The following is a 22,773-nucleotide window of genomic DNA, read 5'->3' on the forward strand; positions in this document are numbered from 1 at the left end:
TTGCTCTGGGAGAGGGAGGCAGCCCGGTACGCCCGTACAGAATGGAAGGTTATGTGATCGCCGGGCGGATGAGCCGGATTCATCCGCCGGACTATAAAAACACCGGCAGATTCGGCCGGTGTTTTTCTGTTTGGAATGGCAGGTATTATTTCCAGAGATCTTCGCCGTATTCCCAGCCTTTACGGACGGGCTCTTTCAGATAGCGGTTCAGTTCCGGACGGTTGGTGATTTTCATGTTTTTTGAATCCCACTCGATTTTTCCGCCGTGGTTGGCGGCAATCAGACCGAGCAGCATAATTTCAGTGAACGGTGCGGCATAGTCGAAGTTGGCTCCGCATGCGGGTATATTGCCTTTGACGGCTTCGACGAGTTCTCTGATCGGACCACCTTTGACACGTGGAATGACTTCGTCCGGATAGCCGGCTTCTTTGAATGCAATCTGCGCCTCTTTGCTGGCCAGACGCGGATTGTTGGAGCGGTTATCGGTGTAGCCGTTGTTTTTTGTGCCGAAATAGTAGGTTCCGGCTTGGGGTTTGTTGCCGGGCCAGGACCAGTCTGCCGGGACTTTCGGTTTAAAGTCATCTGTCGTGCCGTTATGCCAGTAGAAGGTGCAGGGGGCTTTATCGCCACGGCGCTGGAATTCAAATTTAATACTGCAGCCGTCTACAACCATCCATTCGTTACCGCCGGCGGTTTTTACGGCTTCAACCGAAACCGGTTCATAGAGATCAAGAAGCCATACCGGAGCGTCGGCTACGTGGCAGAACCAGTCCCCGAATGTGCCGGTTCCGTAGCGGTTGAATCCGCGCCAGGTTTTGGGGTGGTATCGGTGATGGAAGGACGCGGGACCGGTTGGGCCCTGCCAGAGATCCCAGTTGAGTGTTTCCGGGATTGGATCTTTTGTGGGCGGCAGAGATTCCGGACGGGAGAAAAACTGGTTGCCCCAGTGGGGGCCGCCAATAAAGCTGTGCGCTTCGGTAATCTGACCGAAGATGCCGTGATCGTACCATTCCTTCAGCTGGCGGATACCGTTGAAGGTGTGCCCCTGATTGCCCATATTGGTGAGAACCTTATACCGGTTTTTCGCCTTCTTCAGCGTGCGGGCCTGCCATACATTATGCACCAGCGGTTTCTGGGTGAAGACGTGCAGGCCGCGCTGCATGGCTTCCATTGTGGCGGGAAAGTGAGTGTGGTCGGGTGTGTTGACGCAGACCATATCAAGGTCTTTGCCGATTTTGTCCAGCATGATGCGGAAATCGGTGAATTTCCGGGCCTTGTCAATTTCAGGAAATACGCCGGCATGCTGCGAAAACTGTGCGGAATCCACATCGCATACCGCCACAAGGTTCTCGCCGCGTGTTCCGCCATAGGCCTGCTTGGCAATATTTCCTGCACCGATCATGGCTACATTCACTTTGTTGTTAGCGGATTGGCCGGCTTTGCCGATGCTGAACATCGGGATTGCGGTGGAAGCGGCGGCTGCGGTTTTCTGAAACGTCCGCCTGTTCAGGTTCTGCATGATGGTCTCCTTTGTGTTTCCTCTTGAAATAAACAGCACGCACAGTCTGTTCGGATTTAATAATGTTTATCAGACTGGTTGCAACGTGCCGGGTTCAGAAAGAAAACGTTTGCCCGGTTAGCGGATGGACAGGGCCTTTTGGTTAGGTTTTTGAGAAAATACTTAATCAGAAAGTCCGGACCCTTCTAGAGTGGAAGGCGGTTCTGTTTCTGTTCTGTGTGCTGGATATCTCGATGCGGGACAGCTGGTTTCGCAACGGTCGGATAATCATCACGGATAAGCTCCTAACTGCCATTCGGTGGTGTTGAATTCGGGCAGGGATGGCCGGAATTCAAGGGGAATTCTTATGACGTCTGGAAAGAAGGGCATCTAATGCTTCAGGAGGATTATCCAGTTCCGCAATTGAGGCGGTTTCGGAAGCTCCGGATGCAATCCACCAGCTTACCAATAGAACCTCGTCCTGAGTCAATGGAGTGCGCCCGTAAGGAGGCATGAAGGCGTTGGAGGAGGGGGTAAGGGTGATACGGTAGTGTACCTCGCTGTCTTCAGGACTGCCGGGAGTAATACCTGGCATCCCTCCGTCACCGCCGGCGAGCAGCAGTTCATAGTCATCCATGCGGAAGCCGCCCTGTTCCCGGGCTTCGCTGTGGCAGAAGTAGCAGTGTTTTTCAAAAATCGGTTTAATGATCTGTTCATAGGCGGAGGCATCGGCTGTAATTGCGGTTTCATCGGGCTTGCTGCTGAACAGCATCCGGAATGATAGCGGCAGTTTGGCGTAGAGGTAATCCTTGCCGTGAACCATCGAAGCTCCATGGTGGCTTCCGATGGAAAGTATTCCTATCGACAGTGAAAGGGCAGACAGATAAAGCACTCCGGATCCTGTATGCGGATGGTTGAGATGGATGGTCTTTAAAACCAGTGTGAGAGCAATGAGAACCGTTGCAGCTATTTCATTTTGCATGTGTTGTTTCAGCAGTTCACCTGAGTCGCCTTCCCCGAGGGCCAGTGCATAGCCTAGGATACATGCTGCAGTGCCGAAGAGGAGGCACAGAAAAAGAATCACCAGCCCTGCTTCCCGCAGATATTTCATGGCATCAAAACGGCTCAGCAGCTCAAGGACGGGGACAACCAGAAGCAGGGCGATGGGAAAGTGGAGAACCAGAATATGAAACCGCCCGATTGCGGCTGCAGTGTCGCTTTCGGGATTTCCGGACAATGGAAATAGAACAGGAAGCAGAAGAATCAGTATCGAAAGAGAACCGAAAACGAGTGACAGTTTTAATCGCATACGCCGACCGGTTAATTGTTCAAGGTTTCATTCATTGCCTTTGTTTGTTCCATATGGGTAAGGAATGGGTCAAGTCCCCGGTATTTCTCACAGAACCGTTCCGGATAGATTCAAACGGCAGCATTTCGAAGTGTGCCGTCCGATATGTTCTGGTTCTGTAATCTGCCGGGGAATGAATTCCGCTTTTTCCCGGCGGATTTGAGATGTTTTTCTTTTCTGCTGATGCTTAAACATACCTTGATTCCGTTCCGACAGTGTTTTTCAGCGGGCGCGGATTGTACTGAAAAACGGCCGTGAAGTTTAACCGGTCGGGATTCCGGAGCGGTTGGTTGAGTTATAACCGGTCGGCATATTTGGTGCGGAACGCTTCCACTTCGGCCATTTGGGCTGCGGGCAGTTTATGTTCTTTCAGAAAGTTGTACGCACGGCGGCCGATCAGGAATGATTTGCTTTGGAGCAGTGGGAGTGTATTGGAGATCACCTGCGAGGAGTCGAAATTGTGTTCCGTCATCAGATTGAGCATGAGATGAACTTCATAATAGCTTCCCAGGTTCGGAAGCTGTCCGCTGAGCCGGTCATAAAATCCATCCGGAGCCGGAAGGTCGATGGAGGCCAGCGAAGAGAGGTAGAGTACCTGTTTTTTGGAATCACCCAGCGGAAAAAGTTCGCTGATGGCTTTATAATAGGTTGTAGGACCCTGACTTTGGAAATAGCTGATGGCGGCACTGGCGAGTTCGGTTGTGCCGTGAAGCGCTAGTGCTTTGATCTGTTTCTGTATGGCAGGGTCGCTGATGTTTCGTTTCGCGAGTGCTTCAACAGCGAATGCCACTTTTGAGCTGTTGCTGTTTTTCAGCATAGTGAGCAGCTGTTCGGTGCCGATGGTGTCGGCGGTGATATTCCTGATTTCCGTCTGCATGTCGCCGTGCACCCAGTGCCACAAGGTATAGCAGGTGTAGACTGCGCCGGCTACAAAGGCCGATTTGTCAGAGAGCAGTGTTGCGCTGGAGGTGCCGTCGGTGTCCGAATTTTCATTCATCATGGCATCGACGGGCGAAACGATGTCTGCGGCGCTGACATCGGCAAGTGTGGAATACGGATCGTTCAGAATTTTTATCAGTTTGGCGTGATCGGCCTCAGTAAACTGTTCATGCCCCATTTTTGTGAGGTTTCCTCCCTTTGGGAATTCGTAGCGGAGAAATTCACCGTACACGTTCCAGACAAGTCGAACGGTGATTACTTCGCATTGGCCGTCGCCGCAGATCACGGAATCGACATCGGCATAGTATTCCCTGATAAAGCCGTTTTTTTCCTGAATCTGGAAAACCGGCTGAATTCGCGGTTCCTGGACTTCGAAACCGGGATGAAGTACAAGCGCCTCAAACGGCTTTGCCGCGTGCGAAACGAAGGCCAGCAATGCGGCCGCTAAAAACGGTGTGATAACTTTTAAATTCATCCTTCAAGCCTACTTAAAATTGAGAATAAACATATACTGCTTTAGTCCTATATTATGCACAATAACGTCACGAACCTGATTTATTGGACCGTTTATGCCATCTGAAAGTCCGTAGAAACTGAAATTTTCTGCCGCCCTGGAGGAAATAAAAGGAAGATCAACAAAAAGGGTTGCGCAATTTGCGCTGAAAGTTAGTATGGAATCTGCTTATTGAACAAGTATCTAACTGGCAGACCGGTATTGGTAAATAAGAGTACGAATGGGTGCTTCAATTTGGCGGAACGATCCGTCTGAGAACTATTGAGGGGTAAAGATGCAAAAACGTTTTTTTGCTAAACATGCAAAGTCGAGTGCGGCTTTGGTGAGTTTGGGGATCCATGCGGTCCTGATTGTAGTTGCGCTGTCCTTTGTTGCGGTGACCGTGATTAAGAAGGAAGAGCAGAATTTTGAAGCCAAGCCGGTAAGTCGACCGAAGATGAACCTGCGAAAGCTTCAGGTTCCGGTGAACATTAAAAAGAAGAAAGTGCAGAAGCCCAAGCTGCGTAAGCGCATTGTGGTGCAGCCGAAGCTGAATCAAAGTGTGCCGGATATAAAAATGCCGGAAATTACCGGAGTTAAGGGCGGTATGGGTAACGCTGTCGGTGACGGTCTCGGCGGTGCCGGTGCTCTGGGCTTTTCTATGCCGGAAATTGAAATTTTCGGGGTTAAGGGCAAGGGAGAGAAAATAGTTCTGATTCTCGGAGCCGATGCCGAAATGATGTCCGATGAAATGGGCGGTATTCCGGCGTACACCATTATTAAAGAAGAGATGATCCGTATTGTGGATGAGCTGCCTCCGACCGCGCTGTTCAATGTTATGATCTACGACTGGAAGGAGGTTACTATGGCCTTTCCGGATATGGTTCCGGCAACCGATGCTAATGCCCAGAAAATGCAGAAGTGGCTGGAGCCGCTTAATGCGGTCCGCAAAGGAATGGGGGATAGAGATTTCGGTATGCATACGTTAGGCCCGGGCGGTACCGTTACTTCAGAAAAGCTGGTTTATGGAAAATTTGCGGACCCCACTAAGGTCGGAGCAAAAAAAGGAGCCGAAGTAGATGTGAGGGCTTGGTACCGGGCAACAATGCTGGCACATAAAATGGGGGCTGATACGATTTTTGTTCTGACCGATGATTGGGACCTTCAGCGTGTGGCAACCTCTAAATCTATGTCGCGTGAAGAGTGGGATAAAACAACGGCCGGTAAAAAATGGAAAGAGTGTCATAGGAAGGGGCTCAAACTTCTCGATGAGGAGAATAAGAAACGGCGTGACGCTGGAAAGCCTCCTAAAGCGCTGAACCGTAACGAATGGGCCATTAATGGGGAATATTTTCCGGATATTGAGCGTCCACCGACTCCGGAATGGTACAACTTCACCCCGAAAGATTTTGCAGAAGCTTTCGTGCTGAATCGTGCGGATAACGCGAAGGACAGCATTGCAACAACAAGTGGTCTGAGAAAAAAGAAAAAAATAGACTTCTCACTTAACGTCATTCAATTTGTTCCGAAAGGAAAAAATCCGAGCGGAACCTCTGCGAACAACTTTAAAAAGCTGACCAGCCTGTGCAATGGCGAATACCAGACCATTGCCGGTATGGATGAAGTTAAAAGTTATGTAACCGCCGATTCTGAATAGTTTTTTTTCGTAGTCTCTGATAACACCGGCTGTTAATTCGGCCGGTGTTTTTTTTCTTTATCGCCTCATATACACCGATACCTTAATATAACAGGGATGCCTAAAACTGTTGAAATTGCCCTGGCTATGGATTACGCAAACCCGTTTGTCCGCAAAGCGGTCGAAGGGATTGCCCGTTATGCTTTTCATTCGGGAAACTGGCGTTTCTATGCCCCGCACGGAGCTCCCGAAGTAACATTGGGTGAGCTCAAGGGGTGGAAAGGCGGCGGGGTGATCGGCATGCTGGACCGGCAGTCGGTTGCCCGGTTGAGAAAACGCGGTATTCCTGCTGTAAACATATTCGGGCGGTTTAGCGAACTGCCGGAAACTTCTGTTGTTGTGGATAATCAGGAAATTGCGGAAATGGCGGCGGAATATTTCATACACAAGGGGGTACGGCGCTTTGCCATTACCGGTCGACGGGTATTCGGCGATGCAACACTGAAGTATCAGGCTTATCTCGGAACATTGGCAGAACATGGCTTTCAATGTCTGGAACTGAAGTCCCGTCAGGCGATTCAGAATATCGGGACCGAGATCCGGACTCTGGAAGGGGATGGACCCGTCGGGGTATTTGCCACGGAAGATCCGGTGGGGCGCGTGGTGATCGACGCCTGTGCTGATCATGGGCTGCGTGTTCCTGAGGACGTTGCTGTACTGGGAGTGAACAATGATCTGTTTGCCTGCGAAATGCTCCATCCGCAGATGTCGAGCATTGAACTCAGTCCGGAGCGAGTTGGCTGGCAGGCCGCCAGAATGCTCGATGAACTGATGCAGGGAGGAGATCTGCCCGAAGAACCGGTACGGATTTCGCCGGAGCGGATTGTTGAACGGCATTCAACCGATTTGGTTGCTGTGGGGGACCGGGTGGTTGGAGATGCTTTACGCTTTATTCGTGATCATGCTCATCAGCCGATTCTGGTTGATGATGTTGCCAAAGCCGCTCATGTGGCCCGCCGTACGCTTGAGCATAAATTCAGGAATCTGCTTTCGGTGTCGGTACACGATTCTATCCGAAGAGAACGTATTGCTCGCGCCTGCCGTTTGCTGAAAGAGACGGATATGCTGGTGGAGGAGCTGGCCGAATCGTGCGGTTATACTACGCGGGAACGGTTCAATCAGGCCTTTAAAGCTGTTACAGGAATTACGCCTTCCGGTTATCGTAAACGCTTTCGTTTTATGGATTAATGGCGGGTTGGTTTGAGCAGCGTGTATTTTCCAGGTTAACGATGCAGGCGATCGGCGTGCTGTACATGGGTAGGTTATGAGACGGGAAGACCCTCCGGTTTTTTCTCTGATTTCTGCATCTGATGAAGAAGATTGTGTTTGCCGGTTGTACCAGGAGTTCCTGTTCATGAAGTACTATTTGCGCATATCAGCCGTAATAATGCGCGATATGCGTATTTACCAATGAGGGCGGGAATTGTAGGGTGTTTGCTGTATTTTTTAAACATGGAGAGATCTGATGAGTAAGCTTGAAGTGAAGCCGGCCGAGGAGTGCCGTTATGATATTCTTTCGTTGGGCGAAGTGATGCTTCGTCTTGATCCGGGGGAGGGCCGGATTCGTACTGCCCGCCAATTCCGCGCCTGGGAGGGCGGAGGCGAATATAATGTGGCACGTGGTCTGCGCCGCTGTTTCGGGCAGCGTGCCGGTGTGGTTACCGCTTTCGCGAAGAATGAAGTTGGGCTGCTGATGGAGGATTTTATCCTGCAGGGCGGAGTGGATACGTCGCTCATTAAATGGATGGATTATGACGGTATCGGTCGGACTGTTCGCAACGGACTGAATTTCACGGAGCGCGGTTTCGGCATTCGCGGTGCTGTCGGTTGCTCGGATCGTGGTAATACAGCGGCTTCGCAGCTCAAAGCCGGTGATATTGACTGGGAATATATCTTCGGTACGCTGGGCGTTCGCTGGTTTCACACGGGGGCATTTTCGCGGCTCTTTCCGAAACCACGGGTGAAGTGGTGATTGAAGCGGCGAAGACCGCGAAAAAATATGGAACGATTGTGTCCTACGACCTTAACTATCGGCCGTCGCTCTGGAAAGGTTTCGGTGGGCAGGAAAAATGCCGGGAGATCAATCGCGAGATTGCAAAGTATGTTGATGTTATGATCGGTAACGAAGAGGATTTTACGGCCTGTCTCGGTTTTGAAGTTGAAGGGGCGGATGAGAATCTGACCGATCTGGAAGTCGGCGCTTTTCAGAAAATGATCAAAAAAGCGGTTGCTGAATTTCCGAATTTCAAAGCAACTGCAACAACGATGCGCGGAGTGAAAACCGCCACGGTGAATGACTGGGGTGCGATGTGCTGGATCGACGGCGAATTCTATACGTCTACGCATCGCCCGGAGCTGGAAATCATGGACCGTGTGGGCGGGGGCGACAGTTTTGCATCCGGTTTTATTTACGGTATGATGATTCTGAAGGATCCGAAGATGGCGATTGAGTACGGTGCAGCTCACGGTGCTCTGGCAATGACCACGCCGGGTGATACCACCATGGCGTCATTGAATGAAGTCGAGAAAATTGTGGCCGGTGCCGGTGCACGGGTGGATCGGTAATGGCGACATGCATGGCATCATGGTAAAGGAGAAAGATAATGCTTAACGAACTTTTAAAACGGCCGGTTATTCCGGTGATTGTGATTGAGGATGCAAATGATGCGGAACCGCTGGCGGAGGCGTTGCTGAACGGGGGGATGGACGTCATTGAAGTGACCTGCCGTACGGCGGCGGCAGCAGAAGCCCTGGGGCGGATTAAAAAGGCTTTTCCGGAAATGCTGCTGGGTGCCGGAACCGTGGTGACGGAAGAGCAGGCGAAAATGTGTATTGATACGGGCGTGAGTTTCGGTTTGGCGCCGGGGCTGAATCCGGAGACGGTCAAATTTTTCCAGGCCAATCAAACCCTCTTTATTCCGGGGGTGATGACACCTTCGGAAATTGAGAAGGGGTTGGCACTGGGGCTGAAAATGCTGAAGTTTTTTCCGGCCGGTGCGGCCGGCGGGGTGAACATGCTGAAAAACCTTGGAGCGCCATATGCGCCGCTGGGGGTTCGTTTCTGTCCGACCGGCGGGCTGAATCTGGATAATATGAATGATTATCTGTCATTGCCGGTTGTGAGTGCCATCGGGGGCTCCTGGCTTGCGACGAAACAGCAGATTGCGGATAAACAGTGGGGTGTGATTACCGCACAGGTTAAAGAAGCGTTGGCCCAAGCGGCTGAAGTGACTGCATAACGTCTTTTTAAAGCTACGGAAATAAACCGCCGGTCTCTTGCGTGGAGGTTGGGCGGTTTTTTCGTGAACGTAATGTGTTATAACCTGCTCCTGCTCATAAGTTGCTGACATTTCAGTGTCAGATTTCGGTCTCATCTACAAAGGAGTGTTCGATGTTCATTATGCACAGTACCATGAAGGAGCAGGGTGCGGATTGTCTGGATGTGAAAATGTATGAAGACAGCCGGAATGAGGCGAGCCTGATTTCGCATACACAGGTTTGCCGGGATGAATCCAGGAGGCTGGCAGAATGTATTCTGTTCCGTCGGAGGGTCGGCATATCAGCTTGAAAAGCGATTATTCAAAAGCGGTTTTAAACTGCTCAAACTGTTGTTTCAGATCGCAGAGTTCCTGTCGGAGCGCTGCGATTTCTTTTTCCAGCGTTTGGATACGGTCTTCCCGTGTCGGTTCCACAGTGTTTCCGGGGAGGGAAGGTTCCTGCGGGGATTCTCCGATGGCGGGAAGGGGAGCGAAGAGGTGGGCCCAGCGTCGTTCGCGTTTGCCGGGTTCTTTTTCCAGCTGGATGACAACAGGTCCGCTTTCGCAGGTTCCGAGATCATGCAGGGTTTCCTCGACTTCGGCGGCATCGGCAAAAGGATGGAGACGTGAAGCGTGAGCCCGCAGGTCTCCCGGGGTCTGCGGACCGCGGATGAGCAGTTCGCAGATAATGGCCATTTGAGCCGGTGAAAACGTCCAGTGGTCGTGAAAGCAGTGGCGGTATTTCAGGGTCCGGCTTCCGGAGGATGAAACCTCGACGGCCAGCCGGTGTTCGACGCGCAGCTCATAGATGGTTCGGGTGATGGTTTCCGAGTCGAGTGCCATGACGGGATTTCGATTGTTTTTCTGGTTGCAGGCATTGGTGAGGGCGTTGAGGGTGAGGGGATAGTACTCCGGTGTGGCCATCTCTTTTTCGATCAGGCAGCCGAGCACGCGTTCTTCGACGGGATTGAGTTGCACTTCCATGGGAAATCTCCATTAAACAGCACTCCAATTTAGCGGATATGTGACGTTCTTTCAATATCAGGAAAACTTGAATCATGGAAAGGGCGTTGATGATGAAAAAGGGATTGGTTGTCGTAGGAGTAGTATTGCTGGGCCTGGGGGTGTTTGCGGGGCGGCCGAATATTGTCTGGATTTTTTCAGATGATCACTCGTATCAGACGATCGGTGCATACGGCGGGCGTTTGGCGTCGTTGAATCCTTCGCCGAACATTGACCGCATTGCCGAGCAGGGCATACGTTTTGACCGTGCGTACGTCGGAAATTCAATCTGCGCCCCGAGCCGTGCGACGTTGCTGACCGGTAAGCACAGTCATATGAACGGGAAGTATGTGAACTGGAAGACGAATCCGTTTGATCACGATCAGCAGCAGTTCCAGAAGATTCTGCAGAAGCATGGCTATCAGACGGTCATGATTGGGAAGATTCATCTCAATGGAAAGATGCAGGGATTTGACTACTGGGAGGTGCTGCCGGGACAGGGAAAATATTACAGTCCTGATTTTATCACGGAAAACGGAACCACGAGATATCCAGGGCGTTATGTAACGGATGTGATTACAGAACGTGCGCTGAACTGGCTCGAGAATGGGCGGGATAGAGATAAACCTTTCATGCTGATGGTTCACCACAAGGCGCCGCACCGGAACTGGGAACCGGTGGATCGGCATATGAGCAAATATGCCGATATTGAAATTCCGGAGCCGGAGAATCTTTTTGACGAGTATATCAGCCGTGGAGCGGCGGCGAACGGGCAGGATATGAGTATTGATCAAACAATGACGCTCGATAATGATCTGAAAGCAGATGGAGAGAAATACGCGGGGAATTCCCGCTATGCCGCCCGGCAGAAATGGTTTGCGGAACATCACCCCGAAGGGCGTGAGCTTGTGCAGTGGAAATATCAGACCTATATGAAGGATTATATGCGCTGTACGTGGGCGGTGGATGAAAGTGTCGGTCGGATTCTGCAGGCGTTGAAAGAGCAGGGGCTGAGTGAGAATACGATTATTTTCTATTCATCGGATCAGGGTTTTTATATGGGTGAACACGGCTGGTTCGATAAGCGGTTTATGTATGAAGAATCGTTCCGCACACCGCTGCTTGCAATGTGGCCGGGAAAAATCAGACCAGGATCGGTTAACAGCGATCTGGTGCAGAATATTGATTTCGCAGAGACCTTTCTGGATCTGGCTGGTGCGCCGGTGCCCGATGACATGCAGGGACGGAGTCTGGTACCTTTGCTGAAAGGGGAGACGCCGGATGATTGGCGGGAGTCGTTATATTATCACTACTATGAATATCCGGGAGCGCATTCGGTACGCCGGCATGAAGGGGTTTTTGACGGGCGCTGGAAGCTGATTCGGTTTTATGGAAAAGATGTACCCGACGCAGAGGAATGGGAGCTTTATGATTTGCAGAATGATCCGGCGGAGATGATGAATGTGTATTCCAATCCGGAGAATTCCGTGCAGATTAAGCGCTTGAAGAACGAACTGAACGTTTTGAAGAAGCGGTATGAAGTACCGGATGAAATGTTTGATGTGGAGTCCCTTAGAAAGAAATAAATCTAAATAGGCCCGCCGCTTTAATTTCAGTTGAACGCGCCGCCAAAAACCATTTCAATCTCCGAATCGTTCTGAAAATATCGAATTTGGAGAAACATGGAATTATTACGCATAGCTCACGCTCTTGATGCGGAGTTGATTTACGGGCCCGACGGCTGGGAGCACATACCGATTGAATCCGTTTTCGCCTCGGATCTCATGAGCGATGTGCTGATGAGTGATCGAGAGGAGATGCTATTAATTACTTCGCTTTCGACCGAGCAGTCGATCCGTTCCGCCGGCATTGTCGGTGCGAAAGCGGTTGTGATTGCCAATCATAAAACGGTTGCTGCAGGCATGATTGAACTGGCGGAAGATCAGGAAATCGCTCTGTTTGTTACGCGTCATCCGAAGTATGAAGCCTCGGTTTGTATCGGGCGAATTATGGAACCCTGATGAGCAGTGGAGCCAAACAGCCGCTTCAGTCTTCGCTCCGGGTTCAGGAGCTGCTTTACGGTCTCCGGATCAGTGAGGTGATGACCCATAAGGTTTTTGCTGTTTCCAGAAACTGCACCATGCGTGATGTTCGCGTGATTATGCGGAATAACGAAATCAGCGGAGTGCCCGTTGTGGATAACAAACGGGTGGTCGGCATTGTAACGATGAACGACCTGATGAATGCGCTCGAAGAAGGGGCGCTTGATGACTGCGTGATTAGCTGGATGTCGGGCGAAGTTCAGACGCTGGCTGAAGATATGCCGCTTTCATTCGCTATTTCCGCCTTTGGGAAATTTTCATTCCGTCAGTTTCCGGTGGTGAATAAAGCCAATGAACTGACGGGCATTCTGACGTTCCGTAACATCAACCATGCATTGATTCGGGAACTTTCCCGGCAGCTGCGGGAAATGGAACAGCAGAGCGAAAATCCGCCGGAGCCTGATTCTCTTCAGCTTACCAGAGTGTATCAGCTGGCCCGCTATGATTTTGAAAACGGCGGCAAAGCATCGAGTGCCATCAAAAAATTTCTGCAGTCACGAGGTGTTCCGCCGAAGCTGGTTCGCCGGGTTGCGGTTGCCGGCTATGAGCTGGAAATTAATCTGGTCGCGCATTCCATTGGCGGGATGCTGGGATTTGATATTAATGAAGAGCGCGTTAAAATTTCATCGCATGACCGCGGGCCGGGTATTGAAAATATTGAAGATGCGCTGACTGAAGGGTTTTCAACGGCCAACGAGTGGATTCGTTCGCAGGGATTCGGGGCAGGTATGGGGTTGCCGAACGTGAAACGGGTGGCAGATAAATTTGCAATCGAATCCGCTGTGGGAATGGGGACGATGGTGCAGGCTGTTATTTATTTGAAACAGGAGAAGGCACATGAAGATCAGTGATATTGAAGCTCTGGATCAGTTTACCTGTCTGCAGGATACCTATACCGATGTTGAAATCGAAGCGGGGTATACTTCTGATTTGCTCAGCGATGTAATGGCCCATGCGGAGGAAAAATCGGTGTTGATCACGATTCAGGCCCATAAAAATACCGTGGCGGTTTCTTCGCTGGCAGGTGTTGCTGCCATTATTATCTGCAACAACCGTCCGGTTCCGGAAGATATGATTTCTGCTGCCGCCGAGGAAGGGATTGCCGTTTTTAAAACAGCGGGGAATCAGTTTGAGACCTCCGCGCTGATTGCCCATTACCTCGGCGGGACTTCGGCTGCGTAGGGACGGACGATGAGCTATCGAGCGGATTTTCATATTCACAGCTGTCTGTCTCCCTGTGCGTCGCTGGAGATGTCGCCCGCCGCCATCGTGAAAGCGGCAAACGCTGCGGGACTGAATGCGCTGGCATTGACCGATCACAACTGCACCTTCAATCTTCCGGCATTCGGAGCCGTCTGCGACCGTCTCGGTATGGAATGTCTCTATGGGATGGAGGTTACTTCTGTTGAAGAAGTGCATATACTCTGTTTATTTGATCGCCTTGAAGTGGCGATGAAAATGGGGGCTCTGGTGTATGAAAGTCTGCCCGATATTCCGAACCGGCCCGAAAAATTCGGAGATCAGCCGATTATTGACGAAGAGGAAGGAATCCTGGGGTTTGCTGAAAAGTTTCTGATCAGCGCATCAGGATTTGATGTTTCAACGCTGGTGAACGAGGTACACGCGCTCGGCGGGCTGGTGATTCCGGCTCACATCGACCGGTTGGTCTACGGCATTATTGCCCAGCTCGGTTTCCTGCCGGACGAATCGTTTGATGCTGTGGAGTTGACGGCCTGTGGCGATCCTGCATTGGCGGGGGGTACCCCGTTATCCGAAGTTCGGATTCGCACTGCTTAAACATGTTGGGTACGGCGCACACCGATCTGGAAATAGGAAGTCTTTCGGTTGATGCGGTGCGCTCCGGGCTACAGCATACGTGAGTGTTATTTTTTCTTATCTTTCACAAACATGGCGTTCCCGTTACCGCTTTTCCGACGTTCGATTTCGAATAGGCCTATGCCTTCGTAAAGCAGAGGAAATGTTTTATAACCGTATTCCCGGGGATCGAAGTCGGAATATTGACGTTTGATCAGGCTCCCGCAGGTTGATGCTCTTGCCCAGCCGTCATCATCCGCGGTTTCTGCAACAGCATCTCTCAGCGTCTTCACCAGCTTGGTATTTTGTTTTAAGGTCTTCTGTTCCGTCGTTTTTGCGGCGGCTTTCTTCGGCGCTTTTTTTGCACTTTTTTTCGGAGGCTCTTCCTCTTCTTCTTCGGTATTCAGCAGTTCGGTGAGAATGAAGTCGTCGCAGGCACTGCGGAATGCTTTCGGGGTTTTCTTTTCTCCGACACCGAATACATAAATCTGTGATTCTTTCAGGCGGGAGGCGAGTTTGGTGAAATCGCTGTCGGACGTGATAAGCGCAAAGGCGTCATATTGGTTCGAATAGAGCAGGTCCATGGCATCAATAATCAGCGCGGCATCGGAAGAGTTTTTACCCTGAGTGTATGAAAACTGCTGCACGGGATTAATGGCCAGGTCGTTAAGCGGCTGTTTCCAGTTTACAAGATGTTTGCTGCTCCAGTCGCCATAGGCTTTTTTTACAACGATATGACCGTGTTTGGAAAGTTCGGTCATTACCGCACTGAGCACTTTGTATGAAGCATTTTCGGCATCAATCAGTACCGCGATCTTTTTATCCGTATTCTTATTCATGGGCTTGGCCTTTCGTTGAAGAAAAAGATGATATCGTATGATTTAATCCATTTTCTTTACATTGTGAAGCATGGTTAAAAATGGAATGATAAGCAGAATTAAGCGAGGTTTAAATTCATGCGTACGCCGATCTTGAAGGAGTGGGGACTGAAAGCGGAACCTGTATTTCTGGCGGCAGGGCCGTGCAGTGCTGAAAGCGAACAGCAGGTGCTGACCACTGCCCGGGCGCTGGCGAAAAAAGGGGTCGGGTTTTTCCGTGCCGGAATCTGGAAGCCGCGCACGCGTCCCGGGAGTTTTGAAGGAGTTGGTCCGGCGGGACTGGTATGGCTGGAGCAGGTTCGTGCGGAAACGGGGCTGAAGGTCGGGACTGAGGTTGCAGAGCCGGCACATGTGGAGGCCTGCCTGGAACACCGGATGGATGTGCTCTGGGTTGGTGCGCGAACCACCACCAACCCTTTTTCGGTGCAGGCTATTGCAGATGCGCTGAGGGGAACGGATGTTCCCGTTTTTGTAAAAAATCCGATGAGTGCTGATGTGGCCCTGTGGCTGGGGGCTCTAGAACGGTTGGCCAATGCTGGATTAACCCGGCTGGGGGCCATTCACCGTGGGGTCAGTTCGCCGCTTGAAATGCGTTATCGCAATGCGCCGGCCTGGAAAATGCCGGTTGAGCTGATGCGTCTTATGCCGGAAATTCCGATGATCTGCGATCCCAGTCATATTTGCGGCAAAGCGGAGCTGATACCTGCCATCGCCCAGGAGGCTATGGATCTGCTGTTTGACGGACTGATGATCGAGGTGCATCCGAATCCGTCTGAAGCGCTTTCCGATGCGGCTCAGCAGCTGACGCCGGAAGAGTTTTTTCTGTTGATCGATAAACTTCAGCTGCCTCAGGAAAAAAGCGGGAGTACAGCATTCGTCAACCGCATGAGAAAACTGCGGGATGGAGTTGACGAGCTTGACAGCCGGATGCTGGAACTGCTGAGCAGACGTATGGAGACTGTACGTGAAATGGGGAAGTTGAAGAGTGAACAGAATGTTTCGACATTGCAGCCGGAGCGTTGGGCGGAGATTCTGGAAGACCGTCTGAAACGGGGCAGACAACTCAATCTTCCGGAAGCCTTTGTGCAGCAGCTGATGCAATCGGTTCATGAGGAGGCAATCCGTCAGCAGGAAGCGGATCGAATCGGACTCTAAGTCGGGAAGTCAGCTTCGGTTTTCCTGGTATTCCGCGTACTCCTCCGCATCAATTGCGCCGTCGCTGTTCGAGTCAATGCGGTCAAAATAGGTATGTAACCGGCCGATCACTTCGTCTGCTGTCAGTTTACCGTTGCGATCAATATCATACCTGCGGAGCATGGCGCGATATGCGCTGGAGCTCCTGGTGGTCGAACTTTCGCCTGATGGAGATTCCGCCGGGGTGACCAAGGGAATCTGACGACCGAAAACCTCGCCGCCGAACCGGTCCTTCTGCAGATAAACCAGATAGTTCTGGGTAACTTCTATATTGCGTTTGTTTCGGTGTACGGAATAAGTGACCTGCAGGGTCAGCGGTTTATCAAGGTCGAGTTTACGTGCCTGCAGCATAAATTCACGGGGTTCGGTATCGGTGGCTGCGACAGTGACGCGCGCGGCGGAATTAATGGATGGAGCAACCACTCCGGAAGGTGTTTTCAGCTGGTATTTCAGCGGTTCTCCGAGATTGTTCCATTCAACGTCGAAGAGCGGATCGATGTGGAAGCCGAGATAAAGCTTGCCGTCGCCGGACTCAAGCAGCGCCTCGCTGCCCTCGACCCGCGCTTTAACAAAATAGGGCTGTCGCGTTTGACCCGGTGTGATTTCCAGAGGCTGTAGGCGGTCTTCCATACTGACTTTTACACGGGGGACCAGTTGGGATTCCCTTATATTGACCGGTTCAAGAGTCGGTTCGGGGAGAGTCTCGATATCAAAGGGCTCTGTGACCGGCGAACTCAGTTCGGTCAGTTTTTCGTACAGGCGGGCATGGTCGGCCAGTGTGCCGGAAAAAATTTCCTCCCCTGAACCGGAGAAGATGAAGATTCCGGTTCCGTTTTCACCGGCGAGCCGATATGCCGTATCATTGTCCATCGTATCATAAAGCCAGGGCACTGCGGTGCCCAGCTGTTCTTTAGCCACCAGTGTGTGCTGTGCCCGGGCCCGAAGGGTGAAGGGTTTAATATACCCGTTGTTTTCTGGGTGCCTGAGATATTTGTAAATATAGTAAAACCGGATACCCTGGGGATAGAAATCACGCGCGGCGGCTTCGATGAAGCGGTAATGCTGTATGAAAACATCGTCGGTCAGATCGCCGAGCACCAGAACGGTGTAGGGAGCTTCGGAAACAATGCTGCGCAGTTTGATTTTCGGACTGTCTTTTCCGCGATGGACGTAAACATCCGGAAGGGTGCGTACTTCAGGCTCGCTGTCCTGTTCGGAAACCGTTTCTTCCGAGTCCTGGAGCTGGAGTTTTCGGGCTGCTTCTTCCAGCAGTTCGCGGGCTTCTCCGGCGGAATTTATAATCCGGGAGGAGGCATCATTGCCGATATTTTCAAGGCCCTTGGAGCCCCGGTTTTTAGCAAATACTGCATTAAGTACAACCGTGCGAACTCCGGCGTGGCTGGCGATGGCTCCGGCGCCACGCGGAGAAAAATTCTTTTCAAAAGTACAGTTTTCAACCACCGGAATAAACGGGCCGGAAAAACCCAGCGCTCCGCCGTTATTACGTGCGGAGTTCTGGTCGAAGCGGCAGTCGGACAGCGTTAATGCAATGTTCGATGCATCCGAACAGACGGCGGCGATCGCCCCCCCGAAGTCGTCGGTCGAGTTATAAAGAAAGCTGGAATTCCCGATCTCAACCTGTCCGTCTTCGTTCACGAAAACTGCACCGCCGGGTTTCGGAGCAAAATTGGAAGAGAAAGTGGAATCGATGATTTTAAGGCTGCTTTCTCCCTGTGAAGCAATCGCCCCTCCCGTATCGGCGGAGTTGGAATAGAAGGTGCAGTTGGAGAGCATGAGTTCACCCCCGCTGAGATGGACGGCCCCGCCGGATTCTGCTCCGTTCTTTTCAAATATAGCATTAAGAACCTGAATGTTTCTGCTGCCCGGCACCACACGCAGGCCGCCGCCGAAGCGGTTTTCTTTAATCGAATTGGCATTTCCTCGCTGAATAATAAAACCGTCTATGAGGGTATTCCCGGAGGCGGTAAGGACATGATAGGCATTATCGGTTGTGGAGCCGATCCGTCCGATATCTCCACTGAGCACGGTCCGGTTCGCCCTGGGGATGCGCTGGTTCAGATTGGTTTCGTTTCCCCGGAACCCCCCGTACAGTGCTGTGTTTTCCGGGATCCGAAATGTGGCATCTCTGCTGCTGCCTTCAGGTTTATAGTGTCCCGCGCGAACCCAGATCTGTCCGCCACCGTTGGTTGAAGCGGCTTCCAGTGCACTGTTCAGGGAGGGAAAGGCGCTGAACCACGATTCGCCGGAAGGAGATTCGCCTTGAAAACCGGAATCCACATAATAGGTGGCTGCCATTGCACAGAAAGTCAGACCGGTCGAGAGAACCGTGAGTATCTTTTTTATGGTTGAGACTATACACATACATAGACTGTCTAACATGAGCAGTGAACGCCTCTCAAATCAAAAGGGTTTACTCTTCAGATAAATGATCGGAATGGTGCGATGAATGATTGGGAAATCTGGGTTGAAAGGGCATGATTCCTTTAAAATCGACTTGCCTTGTTTTATGAGGAATCGATACATTCCGCGTTCTTCCACACGGAGAGATGGTCGAGTGGTTTAAGGCGCCGGTCTTGAAAACCGGAGAGGTGCAAGCCTCCGGGGGTTCGAATCCCTCTCTCTCCGCCATTTTTTAGAAGCACTTTTTCAGGGTGTGAATGAAGAAAGGCCCCTCCAGCAGAATCTGTGGGTTCGTTACAGCTCCGGGAGCTCACCCATGGTGTGAAACAGGGCGGTTTCAACCACTTTGTAGCTTCGGAAACCGAATGCTTTTCCCGTTATCGGATTTACTTTGCGGTTCAAGCTTTCGGTGTCGTCCGGTGAACAGGTCTTCCTGGCTTTGAACCAGTTCATGATCAGCGGCTGTGGTGCCGCCGAATCGTTCAGATAAATTTCCTGAAGGGATGGAGTCCGGAGCGCATGGCGCAACCGCCTGACCTCGTCGATTCCCACCTGGTTCAAGGTCTTGTTCTGGTGGTAAACCGCACATAGCAGATAAGTTGTCCGATGTGTTAATCATTTGTTTTTACCTTCAGATTCAGCAGAAGCCTCCTTTTTTTATTTTACTGGTCTCCATATTTAATATATACTTAAAATAAGTACATGATATGAGGTAATAATGAAGAGGTTGGTAGGAGTATGCTGGATGTGCTGGGTTGCGATGATCGCGCAGGCCAATGATTTTAAAGTCGCGGCGAATGACGGAGCGATCACGATCACAGGGTATACCGGTGATGGCGGTGATATCACCATTCCGGATGTAATAGATGGGTTGCCGGTTACCCGCATCGGGGACCGTGCGTTTTACGATTGCACCGAGCTGACCGGGGTGACGATCTCTTCCAACGTTACAACGATCGGATATTCCGCATTTAAGGATTGTACCGAGCTGACCACTGTGACGATCCCCTCCGGCGTCAGTACGATTAATAATTCGGCTTTCTACAATTGTTCGAGTCTGACCAACATGGTGATTCCCGTTGGCGTCACCCGCATTGGCGAAGATGTGTTCTACAAATGTTACAGTTTGGTCCGTGTGACGATTCCTGCCGGTGTGACCACAATTCAAAGGGGCGCATTTTATAACTGCTCGAGTCTGACCGGTGTGATGATTCCTGAAGGAGTTACTTCTATCGGGCATTCAGCGTTCGACGGTTGCTCCAGTCTGAGTAGCGCTTCGATTCCCTCCAGCGTCACCTCTATTGGAGGTTACGCATTTTACGGATGCTCCAAGCTGACCCGTGTTGTGATTCCCGCCGGTGTTGTCTCTATTGGGGATTATGCATTCGACCGTTGTTCAAAGCTGACGAATCTAACGGTGGATGAGGAAAACCCGAACTACAGCAGCGAGGACGGTGTGCTCTTCGATAAATTAAAAACCATGCTGATCAAATATCCCGGAGGCAGGAACGGAGCCTATGTGATTCCCTCCGGCGTCACCACGATTGGGGATTCCGCGTTCTCCTATTGTTCCGGGCTGACTCATGTCACGATCCCCTCCAGTGTTACAACGATCGGGAGCTCTTCTTTCAATCATTGCAAGGGACTGATGGAGGTGACTATTCATCCCGGGGTTACCACGATTGGGAGTTCTGCGTTTTACTGCTGTTCCGAGTTGACCCGCGTGACTCTTCCATCGAGCGTTATCACGATAGAGGACGTGGCGTTTGGGCATTGTGACCGTTTGGCCCATGTAACGATTCCCTCCAGTGTTACTACGATTGAGGATCAGGCGTTTTACCAATGCGTCGCGCTAACGGAGGTTACGATTCCTGCCAGTGTTACTTTGGTTGGGAGCAGTGCATTCAGTGGTTGTTCCGGGTTGACGAGCGCAACTTTTTTAGGTCATGCCCCGGCCGTGGGCTATATGATTTTTTATAACACAGCGGGTGATTTTACGGTCTATTATTATGCGGGGCGCACGGGATTCTCCACTCCGTTTTGGGAGGGGTATCCATCTTCAGAACTGGATATGCCGCCATTGTATGGGTTTGATCTGTGGGCAGAAGAACACGGTTTGGTTGGAGGCCGGGGAATGCTGTTTCGTCAGGATCGGAATGGCGACGGCATCCCCAATGGGCTGGAGTACACATTTGGAACGAATTGTCCCGCCACGAGTTCTTTGGTGAAAATTTTCCGGACAACGAATGGTTGCATGGTGGTGGAAACCCCGAAACAGGAAGAATCTACACAGCCTTATGTGACGGTTCAGGTTCGGGGCAGCACAAACCTTGTGGACTGGACGTTTCCGGTTGCTCCGACCAATGGTGCTCCTGCCGGATATGAGTGGTTTTCGGGGGATGATGCTGAAAAAGTGTTTTTCAAACTGGAGGCTGTATTGACGGAATAATTTGCGGGTTCCGTTCGGGTGATTTTTAAATCTGTTTGTCGACCGGAGATATTCCGTGAAAATGGTGCACGGGACCGTGGCCGGAACCGATGTCGTAGTCCGCTCCGCCGGCGACGGCGTTGCTGATGTATATTTTGGCCCGGCGGGCGGCTTCCTGCAGTTCGAAGCCGCGGGCGATGTATGCGGCCAGTGATGAGGAGAGGGTGCAGCCGGTTCCGTGGGTGTTGCGGGTACGGATGCGTTCTGACTGGAGTCGCAGGATTTCCTTCTTTTCAAAATCGTACAGGACATCCGTCAGCTTATCACCGTCGAGGTGGCCGGCTTTGAGCAGGACGGAAACCTGATAGCGGTCCGCAAGTTTTTCCGCATAACGCGGGAGCTCATCCTCGTTGGTGATCGATTCGTCGAGCAGGATTTCGCCCTCCGGAATATTCGGCGTAATGATGCGGGCTTTGGGAATGAGTTTTTCCCGCAGTGCGCTGAGGGCCTCGTTCTGCAGCAGGATGTCGCCGGACGTGGCGACCATGACGGGATCGAGCACCACATTTTCGATAGCGTACCGGTCCAGTGCACGGCAGACGACGTCGATAATTTCCGCTGAATGCAGCATGCCGATTTTGATGGCGTTCGCGCCGATATCACTCAGCACGGCCTCAATCTGTTCTTCAAGAATCTGCGGAGGAACCGGGTGTACATTGCTTACGCCGACGGTGTTCTGAACCGTGATGGCGGTGATGGCGGTGGCGGCATAGGCTCCGCAGGCTGAAATGGCTTTGATGTCGGCCTGAATGCCGGCGCCGCCGCCGGAATCGCTGCCGGCAATGCTGAGTACGGTGCTGTATTTCATGATGTAACTCCGGTGCGGTTCAGATAATCATCGATCAGAGCGCGGGCGATGGTGGATTTTGACGGAATTTTGTCGGGCAGGTTTTCTGCGGTGTACCAGCCGGCATCTTCGATTTCCTCCGGATCAATCCGAATTTCACCGCCGGCATAGTCGGCCGTAAAGCCGATCATGAGCGAGTGGGGAAAGGGCCAGGGCTGACTGGAGTGGTATCGGATATTTTTGATTTCTATGCCGGTTTCTTCCATGACTTCCCGGGCAACGCACTGTTCCAGATTTTCGCCCGGTTCCACAAAGCCGGCGACAACGCTGTAGAGTCCTTCAGGGAAATGGTGACCGCGCGCCATCAGCAGTTCATTGCCACGGGTGACGGCTACAATCATACTGGGCGAAATCCTCGGGTAGTTCTGCAGTCCGCATGTCGGACAAATCATAGCCCGTTCTTTTTCGGAAGGCTCGGCTTTCGTACCGCATCGGGAACAGAACTGATGGTTTTCGCGCCAGGTTAGGATCTGCGAGGCATAGCCGATGAGTGAATAGAGCTCGCCTTCAATCTCGCCATGGAGCGAACGGATATCGCTTATTTCATATGCCGCCGGCACATCAGTATTTTGATCCAGACGGGCCGCATAGCAGGGTTCGGTACCATACGTTCCCAGATATACCGCATTTTTAAGCAGGGGGCTGTCAACGCTCAGAACAGGGATAAGACGTGCCAGGGTCAGAATCCCGTTCCCGTTGCGGAAGAGAAACGCCCGGACTTCGGGAGGTGTAGGCAGTTCCGGTTGAATGGCTGGATAAAAGTTCATACGGATAAGATTAAATTATTTTGTTCGC

20 protein-coding genes, 1 tRNA gene and 1 pseudogene are annotated in these 22,773 nt (G+C 51.6%); 13 read left to right on the plus strand and 9 right to left on the minus strand.

Annotated elements, in window-relative coordinates; translation table 11 throughout:
• Positions 1-145: 145 nt before the first annotated feature.
• The 3 genes from EGM51_02675 to EGM51_02685 all read right to left on the minus strand — a co-directional run bounded on the left by EGM51_02675 (position 146) and on the right by EGM51_02685 (position 4,260).
• Entirely contained in the window at positions 146-1,510 is a 1,365-nt protein-coding gene (locus EGM51_02675) for a Gfo/Idh/MocA family oxidoreductase (protein ID QBG49228.1), read from the minus strand.
• Between the two features lie 340 nt (positions 1,511-1,850).
• The gene (locus tag EGM51_02680; GenBank protein ID QBG46355.1) at positions 1,851-2,807 is read right to left on the minus strand and encodes a hypothetical protein; all 957 of its coding nucleotides are present in this window, start codon (positions 2,805-2,807) and stop codon (positions 1,851-1,853) included.
• Between the two features lie 334 nt (positions 2,808-3,141).
• Positions 3,142-4,260: a hypothetical protein gene (locus EGM51_02685; GenBank protein ID QBG46356.1), complete on the minus strand. Its 1,119-nt coding sequence runs from the start codon at positions 4,258-4,260 to the stop codon at positions 3,142-3,144.
• 313 nt (positions 4,261-4,573) lie between these two features.
• On the opposite strand from EGM51_02685, the gene EGM51_02690 reads away from it, so the two are divergent.
• The 4 genes and pseudogenes from EGM51_02690 to eda all read left to right on the plus strand — a co-directional run bounded on the left by EGM51_02690 (position 4,574) and on the right by eda (position 9,213).
• Entirely contained in the window at positions 4,574-5,935 is a 1,362-nt protein-coding gene (locus tag EGM51_02690) for a hypothetical protein (protein QBG46357.1), read from the plus strand.
• A gap of 96 nt (positions 5,936-6,031) precedes the next feature.
• Positions 6,032-7,162 carry a helix-turn-helix domain-containing protein gene (locus EGM51_02695; protein ID QBG46358.1) on the plus strand — a complete coding sequence of 377 codons (1,131 nt, stop codon included), beginning with the start codon at positions 6,032-6,034 and terminating at the stop codon, positions 7,160-7,162.
• A gap of 277 nt (positions 7,163-7,439) precedes the next feature.
• Positions 7,440-8,539 (plus strand): annotated as a pseudogene (locus tag EGM51_02700) (sugar kinase).
• A gap of 38 nt (positions 8,540-8,577) precedes the next feature.
• Positions 8,578-9,213 carry a bifunctional 4-hydroxy-2-oxoglutarate aldolase/2-dehydro-3-deoxy-phosphogluconate aldolase gene (eda, locus tag EGM51_02705; GenBank protein ID QBG46359.1) on the plus strand — a complete coding sequence of 212 codons (636 nt, stop codon included), beginning with the start codon at positions 8,578-8,580 and terminating at the stop codon, positions 9,211-9,213.
• Between the two features lie 336 nt (positions 9,214-9,549).
• On the opposite strand, the gene EGM51_02710 is transcribed toward eda, so the two are convergent.
• Complete coding sequence (locus tag EGM51_02710) at positions 9,550-10,215, minus strand: DUF480 domain-containing protein (protein ID QBG46360.1); 666 nt, start codon at positions 10,213-10,215, stop codon at positions 9,550-9,552.
• A gap of 74 nt (positions 10,216-10,289) precedes the next feature.
• On the opposite strand from EGM51_02710, the gene EGM51_02715 reads away from it, so the two are divergent.
• The 6 genes from EGM51_02715 (at position 10,290) to EGM51_02740 (ending at position 14,215) form a co-directional block, all read left to right on the plus strand.
• On the plus strand, positions 10,290-11,819 hold the full coding sequence (locus EGM51_02715; protein QBG46361.1) for a DUF4976 domain-containing protein: 1,530 nt from the start codon (positions 10,290-10,292) through the stop codon (positions 11,817-11,819).
• Positions 11,820-11,915: 96 nt separating this feature from the next.
• Positions 11,916-12,254, plus strand: coding sequence for a hypothetical protein (locus EGM51_02720; protein QBG46362.1), 339 nt, complete (start codon positions 11,916-11,918; stop codon positions 12,252-12,254).
• A complete protein-coding gene (locus EGM51_02725) occupies positions 12,254-13,186 on the plus strand; it encodes a CBS domain-containing protein (protein QBG46363.1) in 933 nt (310 codons plus the stop codon). The genes EGM51_02720 and EGM51_02725 overlap by 1 nt, the downstream gene beginning before the upstream one ends.
• Complete coding sequence (locus EGM51_02730) at positions 13,173-13,517, plus strand: hypothetical protein (protein ID QBG46364.1); 345 nt, start codon at positions 13,173-13,175, stop codon at positions 13,515-13,517. Before EGM51_02725 ends, EGM51_02730 begins: the two co-directional genes overlap by 14 nt.
• Before the next feature lie 9 nt (positions 13,518-13,526).
• On the plus strand, positions 13,527-14,132 hold the full coding sequence (locus EGM51_02735; protein QBG46365.1) for a PHP domain-containing protein: 606 nt from the start codon (positions 13,527-13,529) through the stop codon (positions 14,130-14,132).
• The gene (locus EGM51_02740) at positions 14,069-14,215 is read left to right on the plus strand and encodes a hypothetical protein (protein QBG49229.1); all 147 of its coding nucleotides are present in this window, start codon (positions 14,069-14,071) and stop codon (positions 14,213-14,215) included. The genes EGM51_02735 and EGM51_02740 overlap by 64 nt, the downstream gene beginning before the upstream one ends.
• Positions 14,216-14,218: 3 nt before the next feature.
• On the opposite strand, the gene EGM51_02745 is transcribed toward EGM51_02740, so the two are convergent.
• Entirely contained in the window at positions 14,219-14,989 is a 771-nt protein-coding gene (locus EGM51_02745) for an NYN domain-containing protein (GenBank protein QBG46366.1), read from the minus strand.
• 117 nt (positions 14,990-15,106) lie between these two features.
• Here EGM51_02745 and EGM51_02750 point away from each other — a divergent pair, with 117 nt between their 5' ends.
• Positions 15,107-16,183: a 3-deoxy-7-phosphoheptulonate synthase gene (locus tag EGM51_02750; protein QBG46367.1), complete on the plus strand. Its 1,077-nt coding sequence runs from the start codon at positions 15,107-15,109 to the stop codon at positions 16,181-16,183.
• Between the two features lie 9 nt (positions 16,184-16,192).
• Here the strand turns inward: EGM51_02750 and EGM51_02755 are convergent, their stop codons facing one another.
• A complete protein-coding gene (locus tag EGM51_02755) occupies positions 16,193-18,622 on the minus strand; it encodes a hypothetical protein (GenBank protein QBG46368.1) in 2,430 nt (809 codons plus the stop codon).
• A 161-nt stretch (positions 18,623-18,783) separates the two neighbouring features.
• Here EGM51_02755 and EGM51_02760 point away from each other — a divergent pair.
• Positions 18,784-18,871: transfer RNA gene (locus tag EGM51_02760), tRNA-Ser, on the plus strand.
• A gap of 66 nt (positions 18,872-18,937) precedes the next feature.
• Here EGM51_02760 and EGM51_02765 read toward each other — a convergent pair.
• Positions 18,938-19,204, minus strand: coding sequence for a hypothetical protein (locus EGM51_02765; GenBank protein QBG46369.1), 267 nt, complete (start codon positions 19,202-19,204; stop codon positions 18,938-18,940).
• Positions 19,205-19,361: 157 nt separating this feature from the next.
• Here EGM51_02765 and EGM51_02770 point away from each other — a divergent pair, with 157 nt between their 5' ends.
• Positions 19,362-21,092 (plus strand): leucine-rich repeat domain-containing protein, encoded by a 1,731-nt coding sequence (locus EGM51_02770; GenBank protein ID QBG46370.1) that lies wholly within the window; start codon positions 19,362-19,364, stop codon positions 21,090-21,092.
• A gap of 25 nt (positions 21,093-21,117) precedes the next feature.
• Here EGM51_02770 and thiD read toward each other — a convergent pair whose 3' ends face one another.
• Positions 21,118-21,939, minus strand: coding sequence for a bifunctional hydroxymethylpyrimidine kinase/phosphomethylpyrimidine kinase (thiD, locus tag EGM51_02775; protein QBG46371.1), 822 nt, complete (start codon positions 21,937-21,939; stop codon positions 21,118-21,120).
• Entirely contained in the window at positions 21,936-22,745 is an 810-nt protein-coding gene (locus EGM51_02780; protein ID QBG46372.1) for an NAD(+) diphosphatase, read from the minus strand. The genes thiD and EGM51_02780 overlap by 4 nt, the downstream gene beginning before the upstream one ends.
• Positions 22,746-22,773: the final 28 nt, after the last annotated feature.

Source organism: Verrucomicrobia bacterium S94 (assembly GCA_004299845.1).
Classification (GTDB): domain Bacteria; phylum Verrucomicrobiota; class Kiritimatiellia; order Kiritimatiellales; family Pontiellaceae; genus Pontiella.

What these genes read in the sequence shown, in the direction of transcription:
- EGM51_02680 (QBG46355.1), bottom strand. Translation starts at nt 2,807, where the DNA reads ATGCGATTAAAACTGTCACTCGTTTTCGGTTCTCTTTCGATACTGATT.
- EGM51_02685 (QBG46356.1), bottom strand. Translation starts at nt 4,260, where the DNA reads ATGAATTTAAAAGTTATCACACCGTTTTTAGCGGCCGCATTGCTGGCC.
- EGM51_02690 (QBG46357.1), top strand. Translation starts at nt 4,574, where the DNA reads ATGCAAAAACGTTTTTTTGCTAAACATGCAAAGTCGAGTGCGGCTTTG.
- EGM51_02695 (QBG46358.1), top strand. Translation starts at nt 6,032, where the DNA reads ATGCCTAAAACTGTTGAAATTGCCCTGGCTATGGATTACGCAAACCCG.
- eda (QBG46359.1), top strand. Translation starts at nt 8,578, where the DNA reads ATGCTTAACGAACTTTTAAAACGGCCGGTTATTCCGGTGATTGTGATT.
- EGM51_02710 (QBG46360.1), bottom strand. Translation starts at nt 10,215, where the DNA reads ATGGAAGTGCAACTCAATCCCGTCGAAGAACGCGTGCTCGGCTGCCTG.
- EGM51_02715 (QBG46361.1), top strand. Translation starts at nt 10,290, where the DNA reads ATGGAAAGGGCGTTGATGATGAAAAAGGGATTGGTTGTCGTAGGAGTA.
- EGM51_02720 (QBG46362.1), top strand. Translation starts at nt 11,916, where the DNA reads ATGGAATTATTACGCATAGCTCACGCTCTTGATGCGGAGTTGATTTAC.
- EGM51_02725 (QBG46363.1), top strand. Translation starts at nt 12,254, where the DNA reads ATGAGCAGTGGAGCCAAACAGCCGCTTCAGTCTTCGCTCCGGGTTCAG.
- EGM51_02730 (QBG46364.1), top strand. Translation starts at nt 13,173, where the DNA reads ATGAAGATCAGTGATATTGAAGCTCTGGATCAGTTTACCTGTCTGCAG.
- EGM51_02735 (QBG46365.1), top strand. Translation starts at nt 13,527, where the DNA reads ATGAGCTATCGAGCGGATTTTCATATTCACAGCTGTCTGTCTCCCTGT.
- EGM51_02745 (QBG46366.1), bottom strand. Translation starts at nt 14,989, where the DNA reads ATGAATAAGAATACGGATAAAAAGATCGCGGTACTGATTGATGCCGAA.
- EGM51_02750 (QBG46367.1), top strand. Translation starts at nt 15,107, where the DNA reads ATGCGTACGCCGATCTTGAAGGAGTGGGGACTGAAAGCGGAACCTGTA.
- EGM51_02755 (QBG46368.1), bottom strand. Translation starts at nt 18,622, where the DNA reads ATGTTAGACAGTCTATGTATGTGTATAGTCTCAACCATAAAAAAGATA.
- EGM51_02770 (QBG46370.1), top strand. Translation starts at nt 19,362, where the DNA reads ATGAAGAGGTTGGTAGGAGTATGCTGGATGTGCTGGGTTGCGATGATC.
- thiD (QBG46371.1), bottom strand. Translation starts at nt 21,939, where the DNA reads ATGAAATACAGCACCGTACTCAGCATTGCCGGCAGCGATTCCGGCGGC.
- EGM51_02780 (QBG46372.1), bottom strand. Translation starts at nt 22,745, where the DNA reads ATGAACTTTTATCCAGCCATTCAACCGGAACTGCCTACACCTCCCGAA.